Source organism: Roseivirga sp. (assembly GCF_965216855.1).
GTDB lineage: Bacteria > Bacteroidota > Bacteroidia > Cytophagales > Cyclobacteriaceae > Roseivirga.
This window is the reverse complement of the sequence record NZ_OZ244204.1, coordinates 4,378,280-4,404,520: the sequence shown is the minus strand read 5'-3', so window position 1 is coordinate 4,404,520 and position 26,241 is coordinate 4,378,280. Positions and strand designations below refer to the sequence as shown.

The following is a 26,241-nucleotide window of genomic DNA, read 5'->3' as shown; positions in this document are numbered from 1 at the left end:
TGAATTTGACCTATTCTGTTCTAAGTGTGCTGGCAGGGTTACTCAATGCCGCTTTAAAAGCCTGAATACTCACCGTTGCGAGGATGACCACCAAGACGATCAACCCGGCCAGCAAAAAGCTCCCGATACCAATACTGATGTGATAAGCAAAGCCTTCCAGCCAGCTATTCACAGCATAATAAACCACAGGGATAGCTATTAAAGAGGCCACCAGAAAGATTTGAACAAACCTCTGATTGACCAGCCATACCAGTGTACTGATTTGTGCTCCAAGCACTTTTCTAATTCCTATTTCCTTGATTTTTCGTTCGATGGTGTAGGCCGTCATACCATACAAGCCGAGACATGACAGCACAATACAAATGAAGGCAAAGACTTCGATGGCACTTTGCAGCCTGCTTTCCTCATCGTAGTAAGAAGCAATATTATCTTCCAGGTACATATACCCGAAAGGATAATCTGAATCCATTTCCTCCCATAAACCTCTGGCATACTCCACCACTTCGGCTCCTTTACCCGGCTGGATTCTGACAGACATAAACCAGTTGGCAAATGGGTTAATGAGGAATAGAGCCGGTTTTACTTCATTATGAACCGACTGAAACTTAAAATCCTCTACCACACCAATAATAGGCCTGGCATCTGATTCAGGACCAAAGAGCCTGACCTTCTTACCGAGAGGGTCTTGCAAAGCCGTAGCTTTCACAAAAGCCTCATTGACAACAATAGAGGTACTGTCGGTCGTTAGTTCTGGGTTAAATGTCCTTCCTTCAATAATATCCAGGTCATAGATATCCATAAAGTCCATCTGGGTAGTAAAGAAGGTGGCGAGTGTACCTTCATCCTGAGGCAGACCTTCAATACTCACATAACCTGAGTTATTCGTGTACTGGAAGCCCAGTACGTCCATAGAAGAGGAGACACCCAAAACATTCGGATTCCTTTCCAGCTCATTTTTATAGGTCTGCAGATTCTCGTTGACTTTATCTGAATTATTGGGAATAATGATAACATCTTCCTGGTTAAAGCCCAGGTCCAGCTGATTGATATACTCTGTCTGCTTCATCACCAACACCACCGCACTAATAAGCATCATGGTGAGCATCACCTGAAAGCCCACCAGAGCCGACCTTACCCTATTGCTCTTAAAAAAGCCCTTGGAATAATGACTATTGAAAGCTTCAGTTGGCTTGAAGGCGCTCATGATCAAGGCAGGATAAAGGCCAGAGAAGAGGCTTACTATAAGCAGTAAAGTCAGTAGCATCCGGATGTAGAAACCATTTTCCAGAAGTTTGATTTCCAGATCCTTACTCATTAAGTGATAGAATTTCGGTAGTAGGATATCTGTCAGCAGTACTGAAAATAAGATAGCCACGAGGGAGACCAAAAAGGCCTCACCCATAAACTGAATAATAAGCTGTCGCTTGTAAGCTCCGAAAACCTTCCGCACACCTATTTCCCTCCTGCGGTTCAGCGCTTTGGCTGTAGCTGCATTGATATAGTTCATACAGGCAACAATGAGAATAAAGAGGCCTATGGCCCCCAAAATCATGGTGCTTTGCTTATTGCCCTGGCTGAAGTTATCGTCAAAATTGACATGACCGGAACCGAAGTAAATGTCATAAATAGACTGGAAGGTATAGCTCTCTCTTTTCAGTGATTCAAGCACCTGTGCATCGTCCTTGTAAAAGTCGAGATAGTAATCCTTAACAGAAGCGGCCACCTGCTCGGGCGTCACCCCATTGGTTAGCTTAAAATAGCCATACATGCTGCGAACGTAGCCGTCACGCATCACCTGATATCCCCTTTCATCTCTAACCTCAAATGGGAGTATAAACTCAAAATCGAAGTGAGACTGTTCGAGGTCTTCAATTACTCCTGTTACCTGCAGACTAAACCTGAAATTACCAAAGAAGCGAACAGTTTCCCCCATCGGGTTTTGATCACCGAAAATGCGTTTAGCTGCCGACTCGGTAATTACGAGTCCTTTCGGGTCAGCCAATGCAGTTTTCGGATTACCCCTGACCAGGTTGAACGAGAAGAAGTCAAAGAAACTGCCCTCGGCAAATAAAAGCTTTCGGCTCTTGAACTTCATGTCTTTATAAGTCACCGCCAAGGGACCTGCTCCCAGGTCTCTCAACATAATCTTATCCTCAATTCCTGCTACATTCTCTTCAATCTGGTTCAGTACGTCCAGACTGACAATACCGGCTGTTCTAGTGGTTCCATTTCCACTTTGTTCATTGTAAAGAAAGCGATACGTCTCCTGCTCATGGAACTGGTCATAACCCATCTCATGATGCAGAAACAAGGCTATAATGGAGAAACAGGTAATACCCAGCGTTAACCCGAATATATTCAGGGCTGAATAAACCTTGTTCCTGATCAGGTTTCGGTATGCTGTTAGTAGATAGTTTTTAATCATGCTTTATTCTGCTCTAAGTGAATCCAACGGATCAGAAATGGCTGCTCTGTATGCTAAAGTCGTAATGATGGTTGAAATGGCCAATAAAGTAATTACACTTGAAATCAATATCGGCCAGACAGACATATCAATGCGGTAGGCAAATCTGTCGAGCCAGGAGCTTCCCAGGTAATAAACCAAAGGTGAAGCAATAACAATGGCTATCAGTAAAATCAGCAAAAACTCTTTATAGATCAATGCAAACACATGATTCATCTGAGCACCTAATACTTTTCTGATGCCTATTTCTTTCATTTTCTGGCCGATGGAAAATACGGTCATAGCGAACAGGCCAAGTAAGGTCAATACAATGCTTACCAGAGAGAAAAAGCTAATGGATTGCAGCATCCGCTGTTCTTCGGCATAGAACCTTTCAAACTGCTGATCTACAAACTGATAGCTAAAAGGCTTTTCAGGTTCAAAGGCATTCCACTTATCCTCAATAAAACCCAGAGTAGCCTCCATATTCTCAGGTGCAATTCTTACAGACATTTGCCAGATATTCCACTTGGCAATACGCATCACAACAGGATTGATCTTCTGATGAAGTTTCTGAAAGTGGAAGTCTTCCAGCACACCAATAATTTCATAGACAGGGCCCTGTGACTGATATAGCACAATTTTCTTCCCTATGGGATCAGTAATACCTAAGGCATTCACCAAAGCCTCATTCACCAGAATAGCGTTAGAATCGGCCGCTACTTTCAAATCGAAGTCTCTCCCCTCCTTTATACTGAGCTCATAAGTATCCATAAAGGAATGGTCTACTCCGAAAATCGTAGCGCTGGAAGAAGTCTCCATATCCAATTGAGGGTAAACAGATCCTGAATTATTAGTGAATCCGGTGCCAAGGATATCAGTTGATGTCGAGGTAGACAGGATATCCGGGTTCTGGTCAAGTTCACTGCGGAAAGCCGACAGACTGTTTTCAATATTAGGACTACCAATGCTGAAAGTAATGACCTGTTCCTTGTTAAAGCCCAATTCCTTTTTGTTGATGAATTGGCTCTGCTGAAAGATGATGAATGTGATGGCAATCAGGCAGATGGAAACACCAAACTGGATCAAGAGCAGACCCTTTCTAAAACCGCTGTTTTTCACTCCCTGAGATGAAGAGCTTTTCAATACCCTTGAAGGCTGGAATGATGAAAGCACGAAGGCCGGGTAAATACCTGACAATAGAGAAGTAAGGATAAAAATAACCACCAGCCATTCAAACAGGCCGTTTTGGGTGAGCATGGTAATGTCGAATGACTTACCTGTAAGGTTATTAAAGGTAGGCAAAACCACATCAATCAACAGCACGGCAAAAACAGAAGCCACCAGGGTTACGGCTACAGATTCTGATAAGAACTGCAATACAAGGTTATTTCTGGAAGCTCCCAATACCTTCTTCACTCCCACTTCCAGACTTCTATTGCGTCCTTTAGCCGTTTGTAAGTTCACATAGTTAATACAAGCAATGAAGAGTATAACAATGGCCACGATAAAGAGTGTATTGACGGTACTTGAATTACCCGTTTCAAAGGCCAGAAAGCTGATATCACCTGAGTTTAGGTACATATCAGACAATGGTTGTAAAAAGTAAGCTATATCAGCTTCAGGGTTTTCAGACTTGAGCCTGTCATTCATTTCCTGAGTAATCGCTTCAGCACTGGAGCCTTCACCAATGACTACATAGTTGTAGAGCGATCTGCTGAAAAAAGCATCTGCTATCTTCATTCCATCAGGGTTCGTCATATTCCAGGGAATCACAGCTTCGAACTGAATATGAGAATTGTCCATATTCCTGGCTACAGCAGAAATTACCAGGTCCTTTTGATAAACGGAGATGATAGTAGCATCTACTGTAATGGTCTCACCAATTACATCAGTTCTGCCAAACATCTTCATGGCCAGATCCTCTGTAATGACAATAGATGAAGGATCACTCAACACCAGTTCAGGTTTTCCTTCCAAAAGCGGAAAGTCGAAAACACTGAAAAAGTCTTCAGAAGCAAATAAGAAGTCAACGTTGAGGCTTTTGTCAGAATCACCTGCCGGGAACATATCATAGCTGAAGTTCCTCAACTTGATGGCCTTTTCTATTCCGGCATAATTGGTTGATAAATCTTCATAGTCAGCATTGCCGGAAAGAGCTATTTTCCGTCCATTCTGACCTGTTTCTTCCCCTATCAGTCGGTAGATACGCTCTCCCTTTTCCATAAAGGAATCGTAGGAGTTCTCGTATTTCACATACATGAACAACAAAAGACTAAAACCGATACCTATGGTCAAACCCAACAGGTTGATACCTGTTACCAGTTTGTTCTTCCAGAGATTCCGAAGCGCTAGTTTCAAATAATTCCTGAACATAATCTTGAGTTTTTGACTCCCTAGGTCCTAAACATCACACCCAAATGTTATTTGATGCTACTCAGGACTTTCAGGCTTGTGCTGACTGTGCCATTACTGACCAACATAATACCAAAGACATAAATAACTACATATCAGATACTTACGATTAATAACCTACTCAATTAACCGGATAAATGTCCAACCTTAAAACATAAGTGCCCAAAAATGGGCACTTTTCAATAACTTGAAGGCCAATACGCATGAAACAAAAGGCCAAAATACTCATACTCGATGATGACAATTATGTATTGTTATCACTGAGGATACTTCTTGAACAACATTATACCGATGTCAGAGGCATTAATAACCCGGCTCAGCTCAGTTCTGCGTTGGAAGAAAATGTCTTCGATATTGTAGTGTTGGATATGAACTTTACTGCTGGTGATACTTCCGGTAAAGACGGTCTGAAGTACCTGCAACAGATTAAAGAAGCCAATCAGGACACAGCCGTTCTCTTATTAACAGCCTATGGAGAAATAGACCTGGCAGTGGAAGCCATGAGATTGGGCGCCTTTGATTTTCTGGTAAAACCCTGGGAAAATGAGAAGTTATTAGCTTCAGTAAAAACGGCTTTTGAGCTCAATTCATCGGCCAAGAAAATCAGACAGCTTGAATCGGGGAAGTCCATTCTGATGGAGCAGTTGAATGCGCCATTCGATGACATTATTGGTGAATCGAATGCGATTCAACAGGTTTTCCGACAAATAGAAAAAGTGGCAGGCACCAATGCCAATGTATTGATTACGGGTGAAAACGGCACAGGTAAGGAACTGGTCGCCCGAGCCATTCACAATGCTTCCTCCAGATCAGGAGAAGTCTTTCTTAATGTTGATATGGGGGCCATTAGTGAAAGCCTCTTTGAGAGTGAACTCTTCGGGCATAAAAAAGGATCGTTTACTGATGCCCGGGAAGATCGCATAGGTAAATTTGAAGGCGCTCAGGGAGGTACACTTTTCCTGGATGAGATAGGTAACCTTCCCCTCTCGCTTCAGGCCAAGTTACTCAGGGTAATTCAGGAGCAAAAAGTTACCAGAATTGGTGAGAACAAAAGCATTGACCTGGATATACGTCTGATCTGTGCCACCAATGCTCAGTTAGATGAGTTGGTTAAAAACGAAGAATTTCGTCAGGACCTCCTTTTCAGAATTAATACCATAGAGATTCATCTCCCCCCGCTTCGCGAGAGATCAGATGACATTCCGTTACTGGCTAAACATTTTCTGGATCAGTATAAACAGAAGTATAAGAAAGCAGGGCTCTTTATCCCGGATTATATCTTTGCAAGACTTTCCAAGTATGACTGGCCCGGTAATATCCGGGAACTTCAACATGCTATTGAAAGGGCTGTTATCATGAGTGATGGCAAGCAATTACAGGTTTCGGACTTCAACCTGAAAGAAACCAACGAAGCAGAGCTTGGGCAGTTAGACTCTTTCAATCTGGATGACCTGGAAAAATGGGCGATTGAATCTGCCATTAAAAAGCATCAGGGTAATGTAAGCCATGCAGCTAAGGAGTTAGGCCTCAGTCGGGGTGCATTATATCGTAGAATGGAAAAGCATGATATTTAGAGGCTTTAAATTCCAGGTCATTATCAGGCTGATGCTGGTCACCGCCATGCTCTACGGCCTGCTTTACTATGCTTTTTTCGAAGTCAACTACATTCGCGTCTTCTTCCTGGGCCTTTTTGCTTTGCTCACGCTCATCAGCCTTTTCTACTTCATTACCAAAACACAGAAGCTGACTTCCGGCTTTCTCAATGCCATTCTTAATAATGACTTCACCATTAAATATCCGTCAGAGAGTAAGAACAAACCCCTGGCTGAACTTTACGACAAGTTCAACGAGGTGAATGACAAATTCTCTCAGAATGTTCAGCATGAGGCTAACCAATATCAGTACCTCATGGCTCTGATTAACCAATTGAAAATTGCTGTGGTGGCCTTTGATGATAGAGGTCGGGTGCACGTTTCCAACCAATCATTCAAAGAATTGGTCAGAGAAAAAGAGGTCATTAAAATGTCGGTACTGCAAAAGACATCACCAGAACTATATGAGGAGATCATTGCGCTTCAGCCCAATGAGCAAAAAGTGGTCAAAACACTTATTGACAACGCTGTGCATAGGTTTTCAGTAGCTGCATCGGTATTTAAACTCAGGCAAAACCAATACACACTTGTCTCATTACAGGACATCCATGCCGAACTCGATCAGAACGAAATGCAGGCATGGCAACGACTGATCAGGGTATTGACCCATGAAATCATGAACTCCATCTCTCCCGTAGTTTCACTTTCCGGTAGTCTGGAACATGTTATCAATCAACTCGATGAATCTACTGTGGCATCGAGTAAGCAAACTTTAAATGAAGGTATTGACGCCATTAAAGTACGCGGGCAGGGTCTTATGAACTTCACTCAAGCCTACAGAAAGCTCACCCGAATTCCGAATCCGGTATTGCAGCCTGTAGAGGCCAAAGACTTTCTTCAACATACGGCCACCTTGTTCAATCCGACTTTAGCAGACACGCGGGTGAGCTTTAAAATCAATCAGGTCGAAAACGGTCAACTGCTCATCGATCGTGACCTGATGCAACAGGTGATCATTAACCTATTGAAGAATGCTCTGGAGGCTGTTGATCTTCAAACAGGTCAGATAGAGCTGACCTACAGCAAGGAGGACAGCGGACGCACAATATTAGAAATCCAAGACAATGGAAAAGGCATACCTGAAGAGATTGCCGAACAGATATTTGTGCCATTCTATACAACCAAACAGGAAGGTTCCGGTATTGGTCTGAGTCTGGCCCGTCAGATTGTTCAGTTACATGGCGGAACATTAAACTTTAAAACCGGTTCAGAGGGTACTACTTTTTTCATCAAGTTATAAGCCATGCTTTCTGCTTTGCCCGTTTTAATTAGTTTTGGAGAAATTTTGTGAGTAGATGAAGAAGATACCGAGAATAGCACTCATTCTGATAATCATATTTGCCAACATTGGCTGCGACCAGATTACCAAAGATATGGCCAGAAAAAACCTGGAATATCATGAGTCAGTCGATGTCATTGGTGATTACCTGGTTTTCATTAAGGTAGAGAACGAAGGTGCCTTCCTCGGCATGGGTTCATCTCTTTCACCAGCTTTAAGAACTACACTCCTGCTTATATTACCCTGCGTGGTGATGATAGCCGTTTTTGTTTACCTGATCCGAAACAAGAATATGAGCATGATTAACCTCTGGGCCCTTTCCTTTATAGTAGGAGGCGGAATAGGTAATATCTATGACAGGCTTCTTTATGGTCAGGTGACAGACATGTTGTTCCTGGATTTTAAATTTGCTCATACAGGTATATTCAATATGGCCGATGTTTCCGTTATGGTTGGAACAGGTTTGATTTTACTCGACCAGTTTTTACCGAAAAAGAAGAATGAAAATGAAGCTGAACTTCAGCAATCATAATTGCGGTTGACCTATGACTATGAAAAAATTAAGCTCCCTCCTTTTATTGGCAATACTTCTCATCAGCAGTTGCGGTTCTGATGATGGAGGTACCGATCCCGTTGTCGAAACCAGCGGTCCCATTTCAGGTTCTGTCAATCTCTTTGACAGCCGCGGTTTGGCAGTGCAATACGATCAAATGACAGTAAGCATTGTCGGTACCGAACTTACTGCCCAAACCAATGCGCAAGGCGCTTTTAATTTCCCTAGTGTTCCCTTTGGAGATTATGTACTGGCTTTCTCAAAAGATAACTTCGGAACGCACATGAGAGAGGTGGAGCATAATAAAGGCTTTAGCCAGAATGGCACCAACCTGATTACCATCTCACTGGGACAAATTTCTCAGACCGATATTTATGAGACTATCCCTCAGAAAGATGGAGGCAATATTAACCTTCGGGTAGTTACTACCCCGGTAGGCACAGCGACATCACCGGTTTATGTAAGCGTATTTTTCTCTTCAGAGATCAGCGTATCGAACAGCGAAAATCAAGGAGTGATTGGTCCGGTTCGTTTCTTCTCAGGCAATTCAGCGAATACCATTACTATTACCGCCTCACAGCTTTCGGAAATGGGTTTTAATTCAGGAGACAATGTTTACTTCAAGGTGTATGGAGATTCTTTCCACACCAATGAATATGAAAGTGACAATGGAACAGTTCACCCGAATGTAAAAACACCCGGCTCAGGCATTATGTCTGTAGTACTTCCGTAATTTTCGTTGAGCCATCCATCAGGCTTTTCCCTTTTCTGCTAAATTGAAAGTATGAGCTTTCAGGATAAGGATAATGCTGTTGAAGCCAGGGATGAAAAGGCCTGGAGAGCATGGCTTTTGAAGAATCATCAGCAAAGTGAAGGCGTTTGGCTCATCTTCTACAAGAAAGAGAGTGGGATTGAAAGCCTAAGCTACAATCAGGCTGTAGATCAGGCCCTTTGTTTTGGTTGGATTGATAGCCGTCCTAATAAACGAGATCATCAAAGCTCATATCGTTACTTCTCTCCCAGAAAGCCTAAAAGCAACTGGAGCCGCATCAACAAACAGAAAATTGAACGACTGACAAAGGCTGGATTAATGCACGAATCGGGTCTCAGACTTGTACAACTTGCCAAAGATAATGGCACGTGGGATGCGCTGAATGAAGTAGAAAATCTGGTGGTACCCGATGACCTGCAAAAGGCTCTTGACCGATTTAAGGAAGCTAACCTGCATTGGACTCACTTTCCAAGATCAGTGAAAAGATCGATTCTCGAATGGATTCTCAATGCAAAGAAAGCCGAAACCAGAGCCAAAAGAATTGAAGAAACAGCCCAACTGGCCTCTGAAAACATCAGAGCCAATCAATACCGACCATAGCTTGTCCCCTATCGCCTGGTTCTCACGTCATCCACAAAAACTATGAAAACACAACTCACATTCGCGTTCCTCTTCCTGATAAGCTTCAATCTGGCTGCTCAGCAAACAATTCAACTCGATGGAAAGACATCGCCTCCAGCTACCCTTAAAGATATCGCCTGGCTGGCCGGTGACTGGGTGGGCCAGGCATTTGGTGGTGAAACACAGGAATTCTGGGCTCCTCCCTTGGGTGATTCTATGATGGGTGCTTTTAAGTTGGTTAGTAATGGCAAGGTTGAGTTCTATGAACTTTGCCAGATCAGGGAAGAAAACGGCTCACTGATTCTGCGACTCAAGCACTTTCATGGCGACCTGAAAGGCTGGGAAACCAAGGATGAAACGGTCGACTTTCGTCTGGTAAAAATGGAGAAAGACGCAGCATACTTCGAAGGATTCACGGTTCGGAGAATCAGCAAGAATAAAATCAATATGTATGTCATGATTGGTGAAGAAGGCCGGGAATCGGAAGTGGAATTCAACTACACCAGAAGTGGCAAACGCTAGCTTCAGAATATAAAATAGAGCAGGAACAGAATAATCAGGAACACGGCCACCCAAACCGATACTTTAGATTGTTTAGGAAACTCATACTGACATATTGGGCAAACTTGCGCATCTGCATCTATTTCCATGGCACAGGAAGGGCATTCCTTCGTTTTTTCGCTCATCCGTTAAGTTTTGCTTAAATTAACCAAATGCACGCAGACCCCAACATCAAAGGTATTGAACCTGTCTTGCCCACTACAGATATCAAAAGAGATTTGGAGTGGTATGAAAAATATACCGGCTTTGTCCGCGCCTTTGGCGATGATATGTATGCAGGCATGGTGAGAGATCAACTCTGTATCCACCTCCAATGGCATGCCGATACACCTGACGACCCCTTATTAGGTGGTTCAGTCATCAAAATCTTTGTGCATGACATTATGCCCTGGTTGAATGAGTTTGTAGAGCGGGGAACCATCAAGCCTGAGAAGCTTAGAAAAAACACTCCCTGGGGTACTCATGAGTTCGGTTTTTATGACTTGAATAAAAATGCCATATTCATAGTTCAGGACGCTTAACCCGATTCTCTTGAAAGATATAATCAATCAGTTCTACACAGCTTTTAATGCGCTCGATGCCGAGGCCATGGTATCTCTCTACCATGATGACATCACTTTTGAAGACCCTGCTTTTGGTGTATTAAAGGGAGAAAGAGCCAAAAATATGTGGCGAATGCTTTGTGAAAGCCAGCAAGGCAAAGATTTTAAGGTAGAGCACAGTGAAGTAACCGACAACTCAGCCTTTTGGCAGGCTCATTATACCTTCAGCAAGACCGGAAGAAAAGTACACAATAAGATTCACGCCAGGTTTGAATTCAAAGATGGTCTGATTTATAAGCACACGGATTATTTCGACTTACATCGCTGGGCCAAACAAGCCCTGGGCTTTAGTGGAGCCGTACTCGGTTGGTCTGGTTACTTCAAAAAGAAACTCCAATCCCAAACCAACCGCCTGCTCGACAAGTACGAGCAATCCAAAGCCTGATTTTCCATTATCGGTTAAGGATTCACTTTCCTCTTCTGTATCTTCAAACTTCAATAACTATTCAAGCATGAAAAGACAACTACTTTTGATGGCTGCTGCACTTTTTCTCTGGTCAGGAACTGCCCTGGCTCAGGATGTAGTAGACCAAATGGTAAAAGAAGCCAATGAGAACTCCATGTTGGAGGATTTAGCCTATGAACTACTGGACCTGACTGGTCCGCGATTGGTGGGTACACCACAAATGCAGAATGCACACGACTGGGCTGTGAAAAAATATGCCGAGTGGGGTATTTCAGCCAAAAACGAAAAATGGGGTACCTGGAAAGGTTGGGAAAGAGGTATTACTCACGTTGACCTGATCTCTCCAAGAGTAAAAACACTGGAAGCTATGCAATTGGCATGGAGCCCTTCTTCCAATGGCATTCAGGAAGCTGAAGTAACATTGATTCCTGATGTTCAAAACGAAGCCCAATTCAAGCAATGGCTATCTACCGTCAAAGGTAAATATGTAATGATTGATATGGCTCAGCCTACCGGCCGACCTGGTTATAATTGGGAAAAATTTGGCACGGAAGAGTCTATCAAGAAAATGGAAGCGGATAGCCGTGAGGCCAGATTAGCCTGGAACAACAGAATCAGAGCTACAGGTTACTCATCAAGAGAATTACCAACTGTTTTGGAAGAAGCTGGTGCTGCCGGTATCCTTATGTCTTACTGGTCAAGAGGTTTTGGAGTGAATAAAATCTTCGGAGCGAGAACTTCTAAAATCCCTACTATCGATATCGGATTGGAGGATTACGGAACCCTTTTCAGAATGGTAGAGCATGGTGATATTCCAAAAATCAGAGTGGAAGTAACCAGTGTAGATCATGGTACGGTGCCTACTTACAATACCATTGCTGAGATTCCAAGTACTGTTAACCCTGATCAGTATGTGATGCTTTCTGCTCACTTCGATTCATGGGATGGTGGTACAGGTGCTACTGATAATGGCACAGGTACACTCGTAATGATGGAAGCTATGAGAATTCTCAAGAAGTTCTATCCTAACCCAAAAAGAACCATTATGGTGGGGCACTGGGGTAGTGAAGAGCAAGGATTGAACGGATCAAGCTCTTTTGTAGAAGATCATCCGGAAGTAGTTAAAGGACTTCAGGCACTATTCAATCAAGACAATGGAACAGGCCGCGTGGTAAACATCAGTGGTCAGGGATTCCTTCACGCCTATGAGTTCATCAATCGTTGGTTAGAGCCGGTGCCGAGAGATATCAGAGGTGAAATCGAAACTAACTTCCCTGGCTCACCAGGAAGCGGTGGATCTGACTATGCTTCTTTCGTAACTGCTGGTGCTCCAGGCTTTAGTTTAAGCTCTTTGAGCTGGGACTACGGTACTTACACCTGGCACACCAACAGAGACACTTATGATAAGATTGTTTTCGATGATGTAAGAAACAATGCTATTCTGACTGCAATTCTGGTTTATATGGCTTGTGAAGATCCACAGTTCTTCCCGAGAGATAAAGCAGTATTGGGCATTAACCCAAGAACCGGTGAGCCAAGAGAATGGCCATCACCTAGAAATCCTACCAGAAATGGTGGCAATGACTAAATAATAGAAATCAGACTTAGAGAGTCTGTTTTGGATTAAGCAGCTGCTCGTCACCCTGAACTCGTTTCAGGGTCTCTGTACTTCATAGAGATTCTGAAATAAATTCAGAATGACGGAGCCGAGAAGCATCCAAAACAGACTCTTTTTTATTCATCCGGTCTTTGTTTACAGCAACAACAAGTTCCTCGTTTGTGACCAGAACCAATGACTAAATCCCCTCCATAATTCATAAGAAGAGATCCAGGAAATCATAACTGAATCCTTTCCTATCTTGAGTGAAACGAAAGATCTGTGAGATCCCCCTTTACAATCGGAAAAAGAAACTCAGAGCATTACGCTATTTCTCTAGTCCTCGTTTGTAACGAAGACTAATTAACGAACTCTCAACTCCCACCTCTCTCAGCTAACTGACCCACGTTTATAATGAGAGTTACTCCTGCAACTGTAACTCACTCCCCCTTCTGTTTGTCGATAAATATGATAATTCATTACATTGACTTATAAACCAAAACCAAATGAAAAACTCAAACCGACAGTGGGCACTGATCTTCTTTGCCTTGCTTCTCAATTGTACACTCACACTCGCTCAGGGTACGCGACTTTTGCGCGAACCTTCCATGAGCAATCAAAACATTGTTTTCACCTATGGGTCTGACATCTGGATAGCCGATACTAACGGACAAAATGTTCGCAGAATCACCAGTACCCCGGCTATCGAATCGAACCCTCATTTATCTCCTGACGGTAACTGGATAGCCTTTTCTTCCAACAGATCGGGCAATACAGCAGTCTACGTAGTGTCTAAGAATGGAGGGACTCCTACCCGACTCACCTGGCATCCTGCCAGTGCATTGGTCAGAGGCTGGTCACCTGATGGCTCAAAAGTACTTTATGCCAGTTCAAGAGATACTGCTCCAACCGGTTATGCCAGATTATGGACTGTATCTGCTCAGGGTGGCCCATCGACCTTACTCTCACACCAATGGGGTTTTGATGGATCTTATTCTCCTAACAGCCGACAAATGGCCGTTGACAAAATGGATCGTTGGGATGAAGAATGGAGGAACTACAGAGGTGGGCAAAATACTCCACTGATTATTCTTAACCTCAATAACCAAAGTGAAGAACTGATCCCTAACCCGGACAGAACTTTTGATATCAAGCCACTTTGGGTAGGTAATACAGTCTACTTCCTTTCTGACAGAGACTGGACGATGAATGTTTGGGCCTATGATACCCGAAGCAAAGCATTGCGCCAGGTGACCCAATTTGAGGGAACCGATGTAAAAGACCTGAATGCAGGTGCACAAGGTCAATTGATCATTGAGCAGAATGGCTACCTCCATCTGGTTAACCCCGCCAATGGCAATACCACACAATTGAACATCAATGTTGTAGGCGATTTCCCTTGGGCTGAAACCAAATGGGAGAATGTGACCAATAGAGCTACCAGTGTTTCACTGTCAGCTACGGGCAAAAGAGCTGTGATGGAAGCCAGAGGTGAAATATTTACTGTGCCGGTAGAGTTTGGTGATCCAAGAAACCTGACACAGTCTTCAGGCGCTGCAGATCGCAGACCTATTTGGTCACCTAAAGGAGATAAAATAGCCTGGTTCTCCGATATGGATGGAAATGGCTACAGATTGTACTTTACCGATCAGGATGGACTTTCAGAACCCACCAGCTTTAGCATTGGTGAATCAAAGTTAGGCTGGGAAGCTACCTGGTCACCTGATGGTCAGCACATTGCTTTTGTCGATGATGATGTGCGTATCAGAGTAATCAACGTAGAAAACGGAAACATCATCACAGCAGATACCGGAGGAAGTAATCTGGAAAGAGGTTCAACCGGATTGGTCTGGTCTCCTGACTCTAAGAAACTGGCCTATTCCAAGGCGGGTGATAATAACTTCAGAAGAATCATGATCTGGGATAGTGAAACCAACTCAGTACAGCAACTGACCAATGATTTCGCCAATGCCTTCTCTCCTGCCTGGGACAATGATAAAAAGCACTTCTACTTTCTCGCCAGTACAGATGTAGCTTTAGGCTCCGGATGGGCCAATACCAGTGCCATGACAGCCAATCCATCTTATGCTGCCTATGTGGTGGTACTTCAAAAAGACCAGGACTCTCCTTTCATTCCAAAAAGCGATGAGGAGAAAGTAAAGGAAGAAAAGAAAGAAGGAGAAAAAGAAGAGAAGAAGCCGGAAGAAGATAAAGAGAAGTCTGATGCCATACAGATAGACTTTGACGATATCGACAGAAGAACCATTGCCCTTCCCCTGCCAACTGCCAATTATACCAGTATGGTAGCCGGACCAGCAGGTTCAGTGTTTATCGGAGAAAGACCAGCAGGTTCGTTCGCCATCACCCTGCATAAATTCTCTTTGGAAAAGAGAAAAGCAGATGAGTTCCTGACCGGAGTAAGACAATTTTCAATCTCTGCCGATGGTAAGAAAATGTTGGTCAGAAGTGGCAGCAGATGGACAGTAACCAATACCGGAGGGCCAAGTGGCAAAGGAGGTGACAACCTGAACGTGAATCTTCAGATGAAACTGGACAGGTCTGAAGAATGGAAGCAAATCTTCGAAGAAGCCTGGAGATACGAAAAAGACTACTTCTATGATCCAAACTTACATGGCAGAGACTGGGATGTGGTCTATAACCGTTATGCTCCACTTATTCCATTTGTAAAGCACAGAGCAGACCTGAACTACGTACTGAATCAGGTAAATGGCGAATTATCAGTTGGTCATAGTTTTGTGGGTGGCGGAGACTACCCTGATGTGGAAAGGTCTAATATGGGTCTACTCGGTGCCGATCTGAAGATAGACAAAAACAGGTGGCAGATTGGTAGAATATATACAACGGAAAGCTGGAACCCCGGATTAACCAGTCCGCTTGACCGACCTGGCATCAAGGTAAAAGAAGGCTACTATCTGGTAGGTGTTAATGGAAACGAACTGAACGCTTCGCAGGATCCTCAGGAATTACTGGATGGAACCGCTGGGCAGCAAACTGTACTCCATATCAATGACAAACCCGTATTTGAAGGCTCATGGACAGAAATTGTAGAGCCAATCAGAAGTGAAAATGCCTTACGTCAACGTGCCTGGGTAGAAGATAATAGAAGAATGGTTGATGAACTTTCTGGTGGAAAGCTGGCCTATATCTGGGTTCCTAACACCAGCGGTAACGGATTTGTCAACTTCAACAGGTACTTCTTTGCCCAACAGGATAAAGAAGGTGCCGTGATTGATGAGCGATTTAACGGTGGTGGCTTACTGGATGACTATATGGTCGATTTAATGACCAGAAGCCTGAGGGCCGGATTGACCAATGAAGTACCTAATGGCAGGCCTTTTAGGTTGCCTGCAGGTATCCTGGGACCCAAAGTATTGCTTATCAATGAACTGGCCGGTTCGGGTGGAGACTTTTTCCCATGGGTTTTCCGTCAACAGAATGCAGGTCCACTTATTGGCGCCAGAACCTGGGGTGGACTGGTGAAGTCCTCTACGCACTATGCTATGGTTGATGGTGGCTCATTGACCGCTCCTGACAATGCCGTGTTCGACCCGATTAATAATGTATTTGTGGCGGAAAACGAGGGTGTTCCGGCAGATATCGAAGTAAGACAGGATGCAAAATCTCTGAGTGAAGGTAAAGACCCGCAACTTGAGAAGGCCGTTCAGGAAGCTTTAAGACTTCTACAGGCTAACCCTGTACCTAAGGTTACTGTACCACCGTACAATAGCCCCGCCAAGAAGAAAAATTAATCCCTATCTTATCCCTGTCAAATGTTTTTGACAGGGATAATTTTACCCGCTTGACGCGATCACTTTTAGTGAACCACTGTCCTGAACCTCCGCGTCACCCTGAACTTGTTTCAGGGTCTCGGATAATACATATGATACTCACTGGCCCTCGTTTGTAACGAGGGCCTCTGATGATCCGAAGGATTCTGAAATAAATTCAGAATGACGTGTCCGAGACTAAACCGGTCCGATCCATCCTGATTCATAGAAAGTAAACAGCAAGAGAACATCATCAATCAATCGGTGATGACACCGATTGTGGCAGCTACTGCTGCTCCTGCCTCCTAAATGGGCTGTACTCACTGGTCCTCGTTTGTAACGGGGGCCTCTGATGATCCAATAGGATTCTGAAATAAATTCAGAATGACGTGTCAGAGGTTAAAGCGGTCCTATCTATCCTGATTCATGGGAAGTAAACAGCAAGCCAACATTATCAATCAATCGGTGAAGACACCTCTGCGTCACCCTGAACTTGTTTCAGGGTCTCGGATAATCCAAAGGATTCTGAAATAAATTCAGAATGACGTATCGGAAGCTGAAGCAGTCTCATCTATTGGATTTTATCCTTAAATTCATAAGGCTTAAAACCGCATCATTTCAACCAAAATTCTACGACCATGGCATCGAAACAGCTGAAATTCATCTTTACGGCCGATGAAGGTCTTCTGGATTCAATAGAAAGAGGACTAAGAGAACACCCAAAAGTCACCAGTGTTTCTCAAGACTCCGGATTTTGGTACACAAATGGCGAAACAGGTCCCGAATGGTTTTCAATGCATGTTTGTTTTCTGGAGAATGATAAAGATGAAGTAGAACGACTGATTCAAAACACTTTAGCTGCAAAAGGAAGTTCTGCCAGGTTAATACTGGAAAGGGTCTATTCCTAAGTCTAATCTTCCCAGCAACACTGCTTAAACTTCAATCCGCTGCCACAGAGACAAGGAGCGTTCCGGCCAATCTCTCTGCTCTTATACTGATCACTCATAAAGGCAGCAGTGTCCTGATTAAAGACTTTGACCAGCAGAGCATATAGCTTGGGGTGGTTTTCTTTCAGCAAATCCGGTCGCTCAAAGAAGTACTCTCCCGCCACAGCAAAAAACTCCATGGGATTCGTAGTTGCATAATCCCGTATATCCGAACGGTCTGCCACAATATCGGCAATCTTATGATGTACCAGCTGCAACCAGGGTAAGGCGTAAGTTTTTTTCTCCAAGCCCGGAGGCACGCCATCAATAAAGCCATTCTCCTTATCGAACAGATGCACAAACTCATGAATGGCTGTATTCTCTCGATCGGTATTGATATCAAAACCTGCGTGTAGTGCTGGTTTGGAAAGTATCATCTTCCCTTCCATGACTCCGGCTCCCACCATGCCCGTTATCAGTTCGTCAGGATCATCAAGCTGGAATTGACGATTGAAGGTTGTCGGATAGAGAATGACTTCTTCCAGGTTCTTATAGGTACAGGCCGGAAAACCAAAAAGTGGAATCACTCCACTGCTGGCAATTAGCACCCTGTCTTCCAGTGTCACTTCGCACCGGACTCCTGTAATCTTAACACTGGATAAAAACTCAATTACATCCCGCTCAAAACGAATTTTCTGCTCGCCATTCAATTGCTGATAGAATAGCACCCTTTCCATCAATATGGTCTTCCAACGGGCTGGCATATTGACCGGAATACTCTGTTTTTTCTTTTTAGGTGAAATATCAAAGGTGAAGTAGATAACCAGCAATAGAGCGGCTAACAGTATCCAGGTCACAATCATTAGTCAGAAATAAAAAGACCAAAAAACAGAAAAGGCACCGATTCTTCAAACTAAATCTGAGAATTGGTGCCTTTGCGGTCAACCCTGTTCAAACCAGGGTGAAACCAGGTGATATTAACGCTATTCTTCTTTCAAACTCTTGACCGGGTTTACAGAAGCGGCCTGGTATGATTTCGCAGCCACAATGGCCACTCCAAGAACAAACACGATTAAACCTGCCATCAGAAAAGTGAATAGGTCCAGGTTGGTTCTGAATTCAAATTGATTCAGCCAATCCTGAGTGAAGTAATAGCCAAATGGAATGGCCAATAAGAAAGCCAGGAAAATCAGCTTACCATAGTCTTTTGAGAGTAACAGTAGCACCTGGCTTACAGAGGCTCCATGCACTTTTCTCACACCAATCTCCTTCGACCTTTGTTCTGCGGAATAAGAGGCCAAACCCAGTAGCCCCAAACCTGAAATCACAATAGACACCAGAGCAAATATATTGGCCAGGGTGCGCATTGTTCTTTCATTGGCATAGCTTTCTGCGTAGGCCTGATCAATAAACTGATACTCAAAATCCTGTCCGGGATTTACCTTTTCCGTCACCTCTTCAATCGCAGCCAAAGCGGCTGTGGCACTTTCGTCAATTCTAATCAGGGCAACAGGTGGATCGAATTGCTGGTAGCAGGAAACAATCAGTGGAGCAATCGGCTGGTATAAGTCCCTCATGTGGAAGTTCTTCACCACACCAATAATTTTACCATCAATTCCCCAGAATGATAGCTTTTTACCTATAGGGTCGTCAAAGCCCATAAGTTTAGCTGCCACTTCGTTGATTACAAAATTCGTTGAATCCTGAAGTTCGCCAGAGAAACCTCTTCCTTCCAGAATAGTCATACCCGTGGTAGAGAAAAAGTCCTCATCCGTCAACATCACATTCACTTCATAACCCTCTTCCGGATTCTTGCCCTCCCAGTGGGCAGAGCTGGTAGATCGGCCATAGTTCAGTGGATTTCCAGAGGCTCCTGCCACATGAGTAACCTGAGGCAAACGCATTAATTCACTCTTATAGGTCTCTATTCTGGTAGGTAAGTCACCTTTGAGTTCAACAGCCAATAAGTTATCCTTATTGATACCCAGGTCCTTATTTAATACATAATCAATCTGTTTGTAAATGACAGTAGTACCGATAATCAGCAGCGTGGATATGGCAAACTGAAAAACTACCAGTCCTTTGCGGAATAAGACGGCAAAACCGGACTGCTTCATCACACCGCCTTTAATGGATTGAATTACACTGAATGCCGGCAGTAATATGGCAGGATAAGTACCCGAAAGAATACCTACAGTCAGAATAAGACCTCCAATAAAATACCAGGTGTTCAGCTCCAGAAAATTCAGTACCAGTGACTTACCTACAATCTGATTGAAAGTAGGCAGTAAGAGTACTACACAAAGCAAGCTGATAGCGACAGCGAAAGTGGTCAGCAGCATGGCCTCAAAATAGAATTGTGTTCTGATCGACTTTCTTGGTGCACCCATAACTTTTCTGAGACCAATTTCTTTAGAGCGCCTGCTGGAACGGGCTGTTGTCAGGTTCATAAAGTTGATGCAGGCTACCAGGAGGATGAAAATGGCTACAACAGTCATAATCCTTACATAGTCTATTCTTCCACCAGCCACAACGCCATTTTCAAAATTCGAGTAGAGGTAGGTATCTGTAAATCGCTGGATGATCAATTCTTCATCTCCGGCATTTGGATTACCTTGTGTGTGATCCTTGATCTCCATCAGAATACGATCTGCTACTGTTTCTACCTGTGATTCTTCAGGAATGAGCAGATAGGTATCAAAAGCCCCGTTTCCCCAATCTTCTACCCATGGGTTTGCAGCATAATAAGCCTGAGCTGAAATAAGCCAGTCAAAATCCAGCGTTGAGTGCTTATCAGGATCTTCAAACACACCGGTTATTTGCACATCGAAAGCATTTTCTACTTTCACCATGGTACCGGGAGCTTCTTCTCGCCAATCCTGACCAAAATACTTTTCTGCCACTGATCGGGAAATAAGCATACTATTAGGCTCATTCAAAGCGGAGTTCCTATCTCCTACCAGTACATCGAAAGAGAACATGGTAAGAAAAGCAGGGTTGGCAAATCGGCCTGCCTCTGTAACGGCTTCATTTTCCCTTTTAATGTCCAGATTTAATAACCAGCTCAATTGAGCCATGTCCTTCACCTCGGAATAGGTCGATTTCACAAAATCACCGAGTGGTTTGGGAATAGAAGTGGCTGTATTCACCTGCCCTCCGGACTGCTTCATATTCCTGAAGACCTGATAAATCTGGTCTCCTTGTGTGTGAAACCTATTCATACTTACTTCATCTTCTACCCATAGAAGAATCAGTATACTGGAAGCAATACCAACCACCAGACCCAGCAGGTTGAGTGAGGTATAGCCTTTGTAGCGTAGCGCATTTCTCAATGCAATTTTAAAGTAGTTGCTAAACATAACCGTGTTGTTTTGACCTTTGAATAATTTGAATTGTCTGATAATACCGGGACGAAAAAGCAGTAAGACGTCCCAGAAAAAGAGCAGCCTGGCTTTGACCTTATTGCCACTGCTCCTGATTGCGAAAAGTTCTTTCAAATCTCCCTCAACATCTTCGAGTAGTTCCGGGCTACAGAACAAGCGAAGAAACCAGAGAGGGAATTTCGGAGGTGATATTTGAGTTTGACCGTTCATAGCTTAAAAATCAAATGCCATTGATGGAATGGCTTCCCACAGCTTCTTGCGGGTTTCCATTACCTGCTCCAGCACCTTCTTGCCGTAGGGAGTCACCTTATAATATCGCTTACGTTTTCCACCACGCATAGCTGTGGCTTCTCCAAATTCGGATTTCAGAAACCCTTTCTTTTCGAGTCGGCTCAATGCGGTACGCATAGCTCCAACACTCACTTTTCGATTGAGTCGCTGTTCTATATCCTCCTTAATTGAGATTCCATAGGCATTTTCATAAAGGATGGCAACTGTCAGCAACACCACTTCTTCAAACTCCCCTATTGATTGTTTTCCCATTGGTAAATATTTTAATCCTAAATGTAGCCATAATATATAAAAGTCCTAAATGTATCTTTAATAAGATTGACTACCTGAAAGTTCCTTAGGGGTTACATTCTTGTCAGGTGTTTGATACTTGATGGTCAGAAAAACGACACTGCTTACGCTATGCCTGCTGATGAGTTGCTGCCTTACGAAGGCACAAAACATTCTGTTTGTTGGTAACAGCCTGACTTACTCCAACGACATGCCACAGATGCTGGAAGACCTGGCTGAAATGAATGGTCTATCTGTTCAAACCATGTGCCTTTGCCAGCCCAATTATGCCTTAGAAGATCACCTGAATGAGGGAACGGTACTATTTGAACTGGCCTCCAAGCCTTACGACTTCATGATTCTTCAGCAAGGTCCTTCCTCCCAGGACTATGGGCGGAAAAAACTGTTCGATATGGGTGGAAAACTAGCCGCTTTGGCTCGTCAGAATAAAGCCAAAACAGCCTTTCTGATGGTCTGGCCAGCTAAAGACTACTACCAAAGCTTCGATGCAGTAATCGAAAATTATACGGACGCTTCTCATGCCAGTCGGGCTATTTTGATACCACTAGGCGCTGTGTGGCAGAAGCTCAACCTGGAACATCCGGAGTATGAATTATATGGTGAAGATGGTTTTCACCCTTCACAGCTGGGAAGCTTTCTGGAAGCGGTGGTCATCCTCAAATCAATCCACCCTAAACTTGAGGTGACAACATTAAAAACAGACTTCAGAACTGAGGGCATCAAAGACGATGAGAGTATGCAACAGTTCCTGAATGCTGTGAGTAAATACCTGAAAAAGTAATCTATCTCACCACAAACCGGATACTCTCTCCCACATAGCCGTTGCTCATTCTAAGTACATAAAGGCCGGGAGCCAGATTCTGCGTGTCGAGTTGAACGGTCTTTTCGGAATAGCTGATGTTAACATCTTCTACAATTCCCCCATTCATATCTACCAGTTGAAACTGCATCTGATCTATATCTCTGAAAACGCTCACATTCAGCATATCCCCGCTAAGCACCGGGTTAGGAGCGACTTCAATATTGAGTTGATTAAGCCCAAACTCATCAGGCACTTTACCAGTAAAGAATTGCTCTGCAAAGGCGAAGGCATCTACTCCTACTTCAATGCCCATTTTACGACCAGGAATATCATCAACAGGTGGATGAATTCCTCCCCAGATTCTTGACAAACTGGTCTGGTCTGACGCATCGCGGTAAGTAGCCCACTGCAAGGTCACATCTACTGAAGGGCCTTCCTCAAAAACCAGGAACTGATTTTTTCTGGCAATGAACTCTCCCATACCTCCCGGGAAAAATTCATCACCCGTAAAAAGGGTCAGTACTTCGGCAGCAGCCCGGGAAAAGGTTGAATGGCCTGACACATAGCCAGCAAATGGAGGTGTTACAAAGGTCGGACGTTGGTATGGCCACCAGTTTTCCGCCAAAATCCAATCTACTCCTGCCTGTTCAACAGCCGGATTGAAAATATAGGCTGGACCTCTCCAGGCCTTTATTTTGAGTTTGTCTATGGCTTCATTGTTGAACTGGGTTAAGGGGTCACCAAACCTTACCACATCTATATAGTCCATTTCCTGTCCGAAGCTATTCGGGTCGTAGGTCGGTAAAGCTGAAGATACAGCCTGCCCCAAATCGCTTAAGCCCCGAATGGCTGAGACGGGTCTGATATAATCGTAATAGCCCTTCACACTCCAGGCAGAAACGGCAGCATCATGCATGGCTCCACCTAATACAAAGTATGACTTAATATCCCATTCGAGATCGCTCAAAACAGGGCCTTCACCCTTAAACTTTTTAACCACCATAGGGTGATCACTCACATAATTGAGAATGGTAAACCAGTGGCCGGGTGGTGTTTCTGAATCAGGTCCATCTGCCCAGAATTCGGCCAGTACCCTGGTGAAATCACCTCTGGGAACAATATTGGGCTCATAGGGCTCTCCTGTTACAGGATTAATCGCATGGCCCCGGCTGGCATCACCTCCATCTCTTCGGTTGTAGAAGTCTGCATATTCTGACCAGTCTTCAGGGAGCTCCGGATTATTTCCGATTGTAGCGGGTGAGATATCCCACATGACATTATCCCATGGAGATAAATGCCCGCTCCAGACAGCAACTGTACTGAAATTCCATTTATAGAATTCATGGCCACCATTCTGAAAGTCATCGAAACGCGGTGGTGCTCCCGGATCATGATAAATCCAATAATCATGACCATCTCTTCTTTTCTTTACCCTATCCTGCTCATTCATAGCAAAGGGATAAACATTGCCCCATTCCGGGCTGAGGAAGGGCTGTAAGTCTCCACTGACGAATCCACTTTGTCCGATAAAGACCTCTAGTTGAACCTGCTGCCATCGGTTGAGGTCTTTTAGATCGGGGTTACCGGAAAACAGCGGTGCAATTGGAGGGTTGACAGGTTCGTAAAATTGGTTAGCATATCGTTCTTTCTCATTAGAGCCATCAGTCCAGCCATATTCAATGTAGCATTGACCTATAAACTGACCCAGAGCGGCTGATGTGCCATCGCTGATATTGGTTTGGTAAGAGAACTCATAGCCCAGTTGCTCCAGTAAACGTGAATATCTCAATGAAAGAGTCGGATACCTCTCCGCATTACGGAAACGATGGTTCAACAAGGTAAATGCAGCAAAACTGATCACCTCTTCCTGATCAAGATCCGCCTTGTTAATTGAGTTTAGGAAGGGTGAATCACAACTGAAGCCGTTGACGGTCTTGCCCAGCATGTATGTTTCTGCCTGATCGTCAAAAAAAGCCCAGGCATCGTACATGGCGGCCGACATATGAAAAAGGTTTCTGGCATGTACTGTTGGTCGGGCCAGGTCATTTCTAATGGATGTGAGTAGCTCCTCCATCCAGTCCCTGGCCACCGAATGATCTGATTGTGCCTGGAGATTAGTGCACAGCAAAAAGTGGACAGATAAAAAGAAAAGCAGCGCGTAAGCCTTCTTCATAGAGTTTCTCAGTTTTGACCTAATTCAATATAAAAATGTAAGAAATAATGAGTGAACTTTATAAGGTCAATTGGTAAGAGGTTCTATTATTTGAGGAAAAGAGCTAAAGCAGATATCCTAAGATCAATACAACTGCTCCTATTGGAGCAATGATTAATATCAATTTCATGTTGAACTTGAGCCAGACATTGTAGGGCACATTCACCATAGCCAGAGAAGGCAGGACTAATCCTGAAGGTGTTATCAGCTGCATCATTCCAAAACCAAAAAGATAGGCATTGACAATTTCTTCCGTTGGTACTCCCACCACGTTGCCCAACGCTCCCATGATGGGCATACTGACTAGGGCCAGACCGGAAGAAGAGCTAATGAAGAAGGCCAGGACAAAAAACACAATCATCAGCACCGGGAGAAAAATTAATGCTGAGGTACCACTGACCATTTCACTAGCCTGATTGAGAATGGTGCCGGAAATATTGCCCTCATTCATCACAATGGTAATACCACGGGCAATCCCTATGATCAATGAAACTCCCAGCAGGTCTTTAGCCCCTGAAACAAAGGCTGAAACAAAATCACTTTCCGAGATTCTCTGCAAAACGCCAATGATGAGAGCAGCAGCCAGAAACAGTGCTGTCATTTCCTCAAACCACCAGTTGAGCATGGAGACACCATAAACCATGGTGGCAAAAGTGAGTGCAAAAAGAGAAAGTAGTATCCAGGTAACGGGTTTCATTGGTCCGGGTGCCTCCACCGTCTTCTTTTCAAAGGGGTTCTTTACACCCAAGCCGTAAAGAAGGGACTTAGTCGGATCGGCCTTAACACGCTCAGCATAGCGCACTACATAGCTAATACCTACGATTCCGGTTAACACCAGCATGATCAGCCTGCTATACACACCCACTGTCCAGCTAACACCTGCTGCATCAGAGGCGATGATGGTTCCGAATGGATTGACTGTAGCGCCAATCAACCCAATACATGAACCGATATAAACCGCTGCCACGGGCACTAATAAATCATATCCTGCTGCAATGAAAATAGGTACCAGTATAGGGTAAAAAGCAATGGTTTCCTCCTGCATACCGAAAGTGGTTCCTCCCAGGGCAATCAACAGCATGGTCAGAATGATCAGCCATTTCTCTCTTCCTCTTAGCTTCTCTGAAAGGAAGCCTACTCCTTTTTCCAAAGCACCGGAATGCTGAAAAACGCCAATAAATCCGCCTATGATAAGCACAAAGAGGATGATATCCATTGACTCATAAATTCCTTTAAGCGGTGCAAATAAGATGGCTTTTAAGCCTTGTGGATTGGAGTCCATTTCATGATAAGTATTGGGGATTGAAACAGGCTTCCTGATCTTTCCCTCCTGAAACTTACTGAGCTCCATTTGTAGCCCCAGACTATCGAGGGCTGGTTGAGAAGCGGGTATAGTAGCCGCATTCTCTCCTTCAATGACAAACTGACCATCAGCATAACTGAGCGTATCATAGCTACCCGCAGGCATAAGCCAGGTAGCCAGGGCTGATATGATAATAATAACGTAGAGTGTGGTATATGCCGAAGGGAACTTGAGTTTGCGCATTGCTGTGGTTGAAAAGTGTAAGATAGGGAAAAAGAGGGAAGCATGGCACCCGCTTTGGATGTGCTAAGTGCAAGGCCATTGGTGATGTATTGGTAATAATA

Annotated in this window: 20 protein-coding genes; 12 read left to right on the top strand and 8 right to left on the bottom strand. The window is 44.0% G+C overall.

Going from position 1 to position 26,241, the window contains the following annotated elements; translation table 11 throughout:
- Window positions 1–10 precede the first annotated feature (10 nt).
- Together ACOOEY_RS19465 and ACOOEY_RS19460 are read right to left on the bottom strand one after the other, a co-directional pair.
- Window positions 11–2,425: an ABC transporter permease gene (locus ACOOEY_RS19465; RefSeq protein WP_420386398.1), complete on the bottom strand. Its 2,415-nt coding sequence runs from the start codon at window positions 2,423–2,425 to the stop codon at window positions 11–13.
- Window positions 2,426–2,428: 3 nt separating this feature from the next.
- Window positions 2,429–4,819, bottom strand: a complete 2,391-nt coding sequence (locus tag ACOOEY_RS19460) for an ABC transporter permease (protein WP_420386397.1) — start codon at window positions 4,817–4,819, stop codon at window positions 2,429–2,431.
- 242 nt (window positions 4,820–5,061) lie between these two features.
- Between ACOOEY_RS19460 and ACOOEY_RS19455 the strand changes: the two genes are divergently transcribed.
- Genes ACOOEY_RS19455 through ACOOEY_RS19430 form a run of 6 tightly spaced genes read left to right on the top strand, consistent with a single transcriptional unit; the run spans window position 5,062 to window position 10,257 of the window.
- Window positions 5,062–6,432: a sigma-54-dependent transcriptional regulator gene (locus ACOOEY_RS19455; RefSeq protein ID WP_420386396.1), complete on the top strand. Its 1,371-nt coding sequence runs from the start codon at window positions 5,062–5,064 to the stop codon at window positions 6,430–6,432.
- Complete coding sequence (locus ACOOEY_RS19450; RefSeq protein ID WP_420386395.1) at window positions 6,422–7,750, top strand: sensor histidine kinase; 1,329 nt, start codon at window positions 6,422–6,424, stop codon at window positions 7,748–7,750. The genes ACOOEY_RS19455 and ACOOEY_RS19450 overlap by 11 nt, the downstream gene beginning before the upstream one ends.
- 55 nt (window positions 7,751–7,805) lie before the next feature.
- Window positions 7,806–8,321, top strand: coding sequence for a signal peptidase II (gene lspA / locus ACOOEY_RS19445; protein ID WP_420386394.1), 516 nt, complete (start codon window positions 7,806–7,808; stop codon window positions 8,319–8,321).
- A 19-nt stretch (window positions 8,322–8,340) separates the two neighbouring features.
- Complete coding sequence (locus ACOOEY_RS19440) at window positions 8,341–9,075, top strand: carboxypeptidase-like regulatory domain-containing protein (protein WP_420386393.1); 735 nt, start codon at window positions 8,341–8,343, stop codon at window positions 9,073–9,075.
- Window positions 9,076–9,126: 51 nt separating this feature from the next.
- Window positions 9,127–9,714: a YdeI/OmpD-associated family protein gene (locus ACOOEY_RS19435; RefSeq protein WP_420386392.1), complete on the top strand. Its 588-nt coding sequence runs from the start codon at window positions 9,127–9,129 to the stop codon at window positions 9,712–9,714.
- A gap of 42 nt (window positions 9,715–9,756) precedes the next feature.
- On the top strand, window positions 9,757–10,257 hold the full coding sequence (locus tag ACOOEY_RS19430) for a DUF6265 family protein (RefSeq protein ID WP_420386391.1): 501 nt from the start codon (window positions 9,757–9,759) through the stop codon (window positions 10,255–10,257).
- Between the two features lie 2 nt (window positions 10,258–10,259).
- Here the strand turns inward: ACOOEY_RS19430 and ACOOEY_RS19425 are convergent, their stop codons facing one another.
- The gene (locus ACOOEY_RS19425) at window positions 10,260–10,421 is read right to left on the bottom strand and encodes a zinc ribbon domain-containing protein (RefSeq protein ID WP_420386390.1); all 162 of its coding nucleotides are present in this window, start codon (window positions 10,419–10,421) and stop codon (window positions 10,260–10,262) included.
- A 27-nt stretch (window positions 10,422–10,448) separates the two neighbouring features.
- On the opposite strand from ACOOEY_RS19425, the gene ACOOEY_RS19420 reads away from it, so the two are divergent.
- From ACOOEY_RS19420 to ACOOEY_RS19400, 5 genes are all read left to right on the top strand, one after another.
- Window positions 10,449–10,817, top strand: a complete 369-nt coding sequence (locus ACOOEY_RS19420) for a glyoxalase/bleomycin resistance/extradiol dioxygenase family protein (protein ID WP_420386389.1) — start codon at window positions 10,449–10,451, stop codon at window positions 10,815–10,817.
- A gap of 10 nt (window positions 10,818–10,827) precedes the next feature.
- On the top strand, window positions 10,828–11,283 hold the full coding sequence (locus ACOOEY_RS19415; protein WP_420386388.1) for a nuclear transport factor 2 family protein: 456 nt from the start codon (window positions 10,828–10,830) through the stop codon (window positions 11,281–11,283).
- Window positions 11,284–11,350: 67 nt separating this feature from the next.
- Window positions 11,351–12,892, top strand: a complete 1,542-nt coding sequence (locus ACOOEY_RS19410) for a M20/M25/M40 family metallo-hydrolase (RefSeq protein ID WP_420386387.1) — start codon at window positions 11,351–11,353, stop codon at window positions 12,890–12,892.
- Window positions 12,893–13,407: 515 nt separating this feature from the next.
- A complete protein-coding gene (locus tag ACOOEY_RS19405; protein WP_420386386.1) occupies window positions 13,408–16,671 on the top strand; it encodes a S41 family peptidase in 3,264 nt (1,087 codons plus the stop codon).
- Between the two features lie 656 nt (window positions 16,672–17,327).
- Entirely contained in the window at window positions 17,328–17,597 is a 270-nt protein-coding gene (locus ACOOEY_RS19400; RefSeq protein WP_420386385.1) for a hypothetical protein, read from the top strand.
- 2 nt (window positions 17,598–17,599) lie between these two features.
- Here the strand turns inward: ACOOEY_RS19400 and ACOOEY_RS19395 are convergent, their stop codons facing one another.
- From ACOOEY_RS19395 to ACOOEY_RS19385, 3 genes are all read right to left on the bottom strand, one after another.
- Complete coding sequence (locus ACOOEY_RS19395; protein ID WP_420386384.1) at window positions 17,600–18,472, bottom strand: zinc-dependent peptidase; 873 nt, start codon at window positions 18,470–18,472, stop codon at window positions 17,600–17,602.
- Between the two features lie 126 nt (window positions 18,473–18,598).
- Window positions 18,599–21,208: an ABC transporter permease gene (locus ACOOEY_RS19390; protein WP_420386383.1), complete on the bottom strand. Its 2,610-nt coding sequence runs from the start codon at window positions 21,206–21,208 to the stop codon at window positions 18,599–18,601.
- A 3-nt stretch (window positions 21,209–21,211) separates the two neighbouring features.
- Entirely contained in the window at window positions 21,212–21,541 is a 330-nt protein-coding gene (locus ACOOEY_RS19385) for a PadR family transcriptional regulator (protein WP_420386382.1), read from the bottom strand.
- A gap of 118 nt (window positions 21,542–21,659) precedes the next feature.
- Here ACOOEY_RS19385 and ACOOEY_RS19380 point away from each other — a divergent pair, with 118 nt between their 5' ends.
- A complete protein-coding gene (locus tag ACOOEY_RS19380; protein ID WP_420386381.1) occupies window positions 21,660–22,361 on the top strand; it encodes an SGNH/GDSL hydrolase family protein in 702 nt (233 codons plus the stop codon).
- Window position 22,362: 1 nt separating this feature from the next.
- On the opposite strand, the gene ACOOEY_RS19375 is transcribed toward ACOOEY_RS19380, so the two are convergent.
- A complete protein-coding gene (locus ACOOEY_RS19375) occupies window positions 22,363–24,555 on the bottom strand; it encodes a T9SS type A sorting domain-containing protein (protein ID WP_420386380.1) in 2,193 nt (730 codons plus the stop codon).
- Between the two features lie 103 nt (window positions 24,556–24,658).
- The gene (locus ACOOEY_RS19370) at window positions 24,659–26,140 is read right to left on the bottom strand and encodes a YfcC family protein (protein ID WP_420386379.1); all 1,482 of its coding nucleotides are present in this window, start codon (window positions 26,138–26,140) and stop codon (window positions 24,659–24,661) included.
- Window positions 26,141–26,241 lie beyond the last annotated feature (101 nt).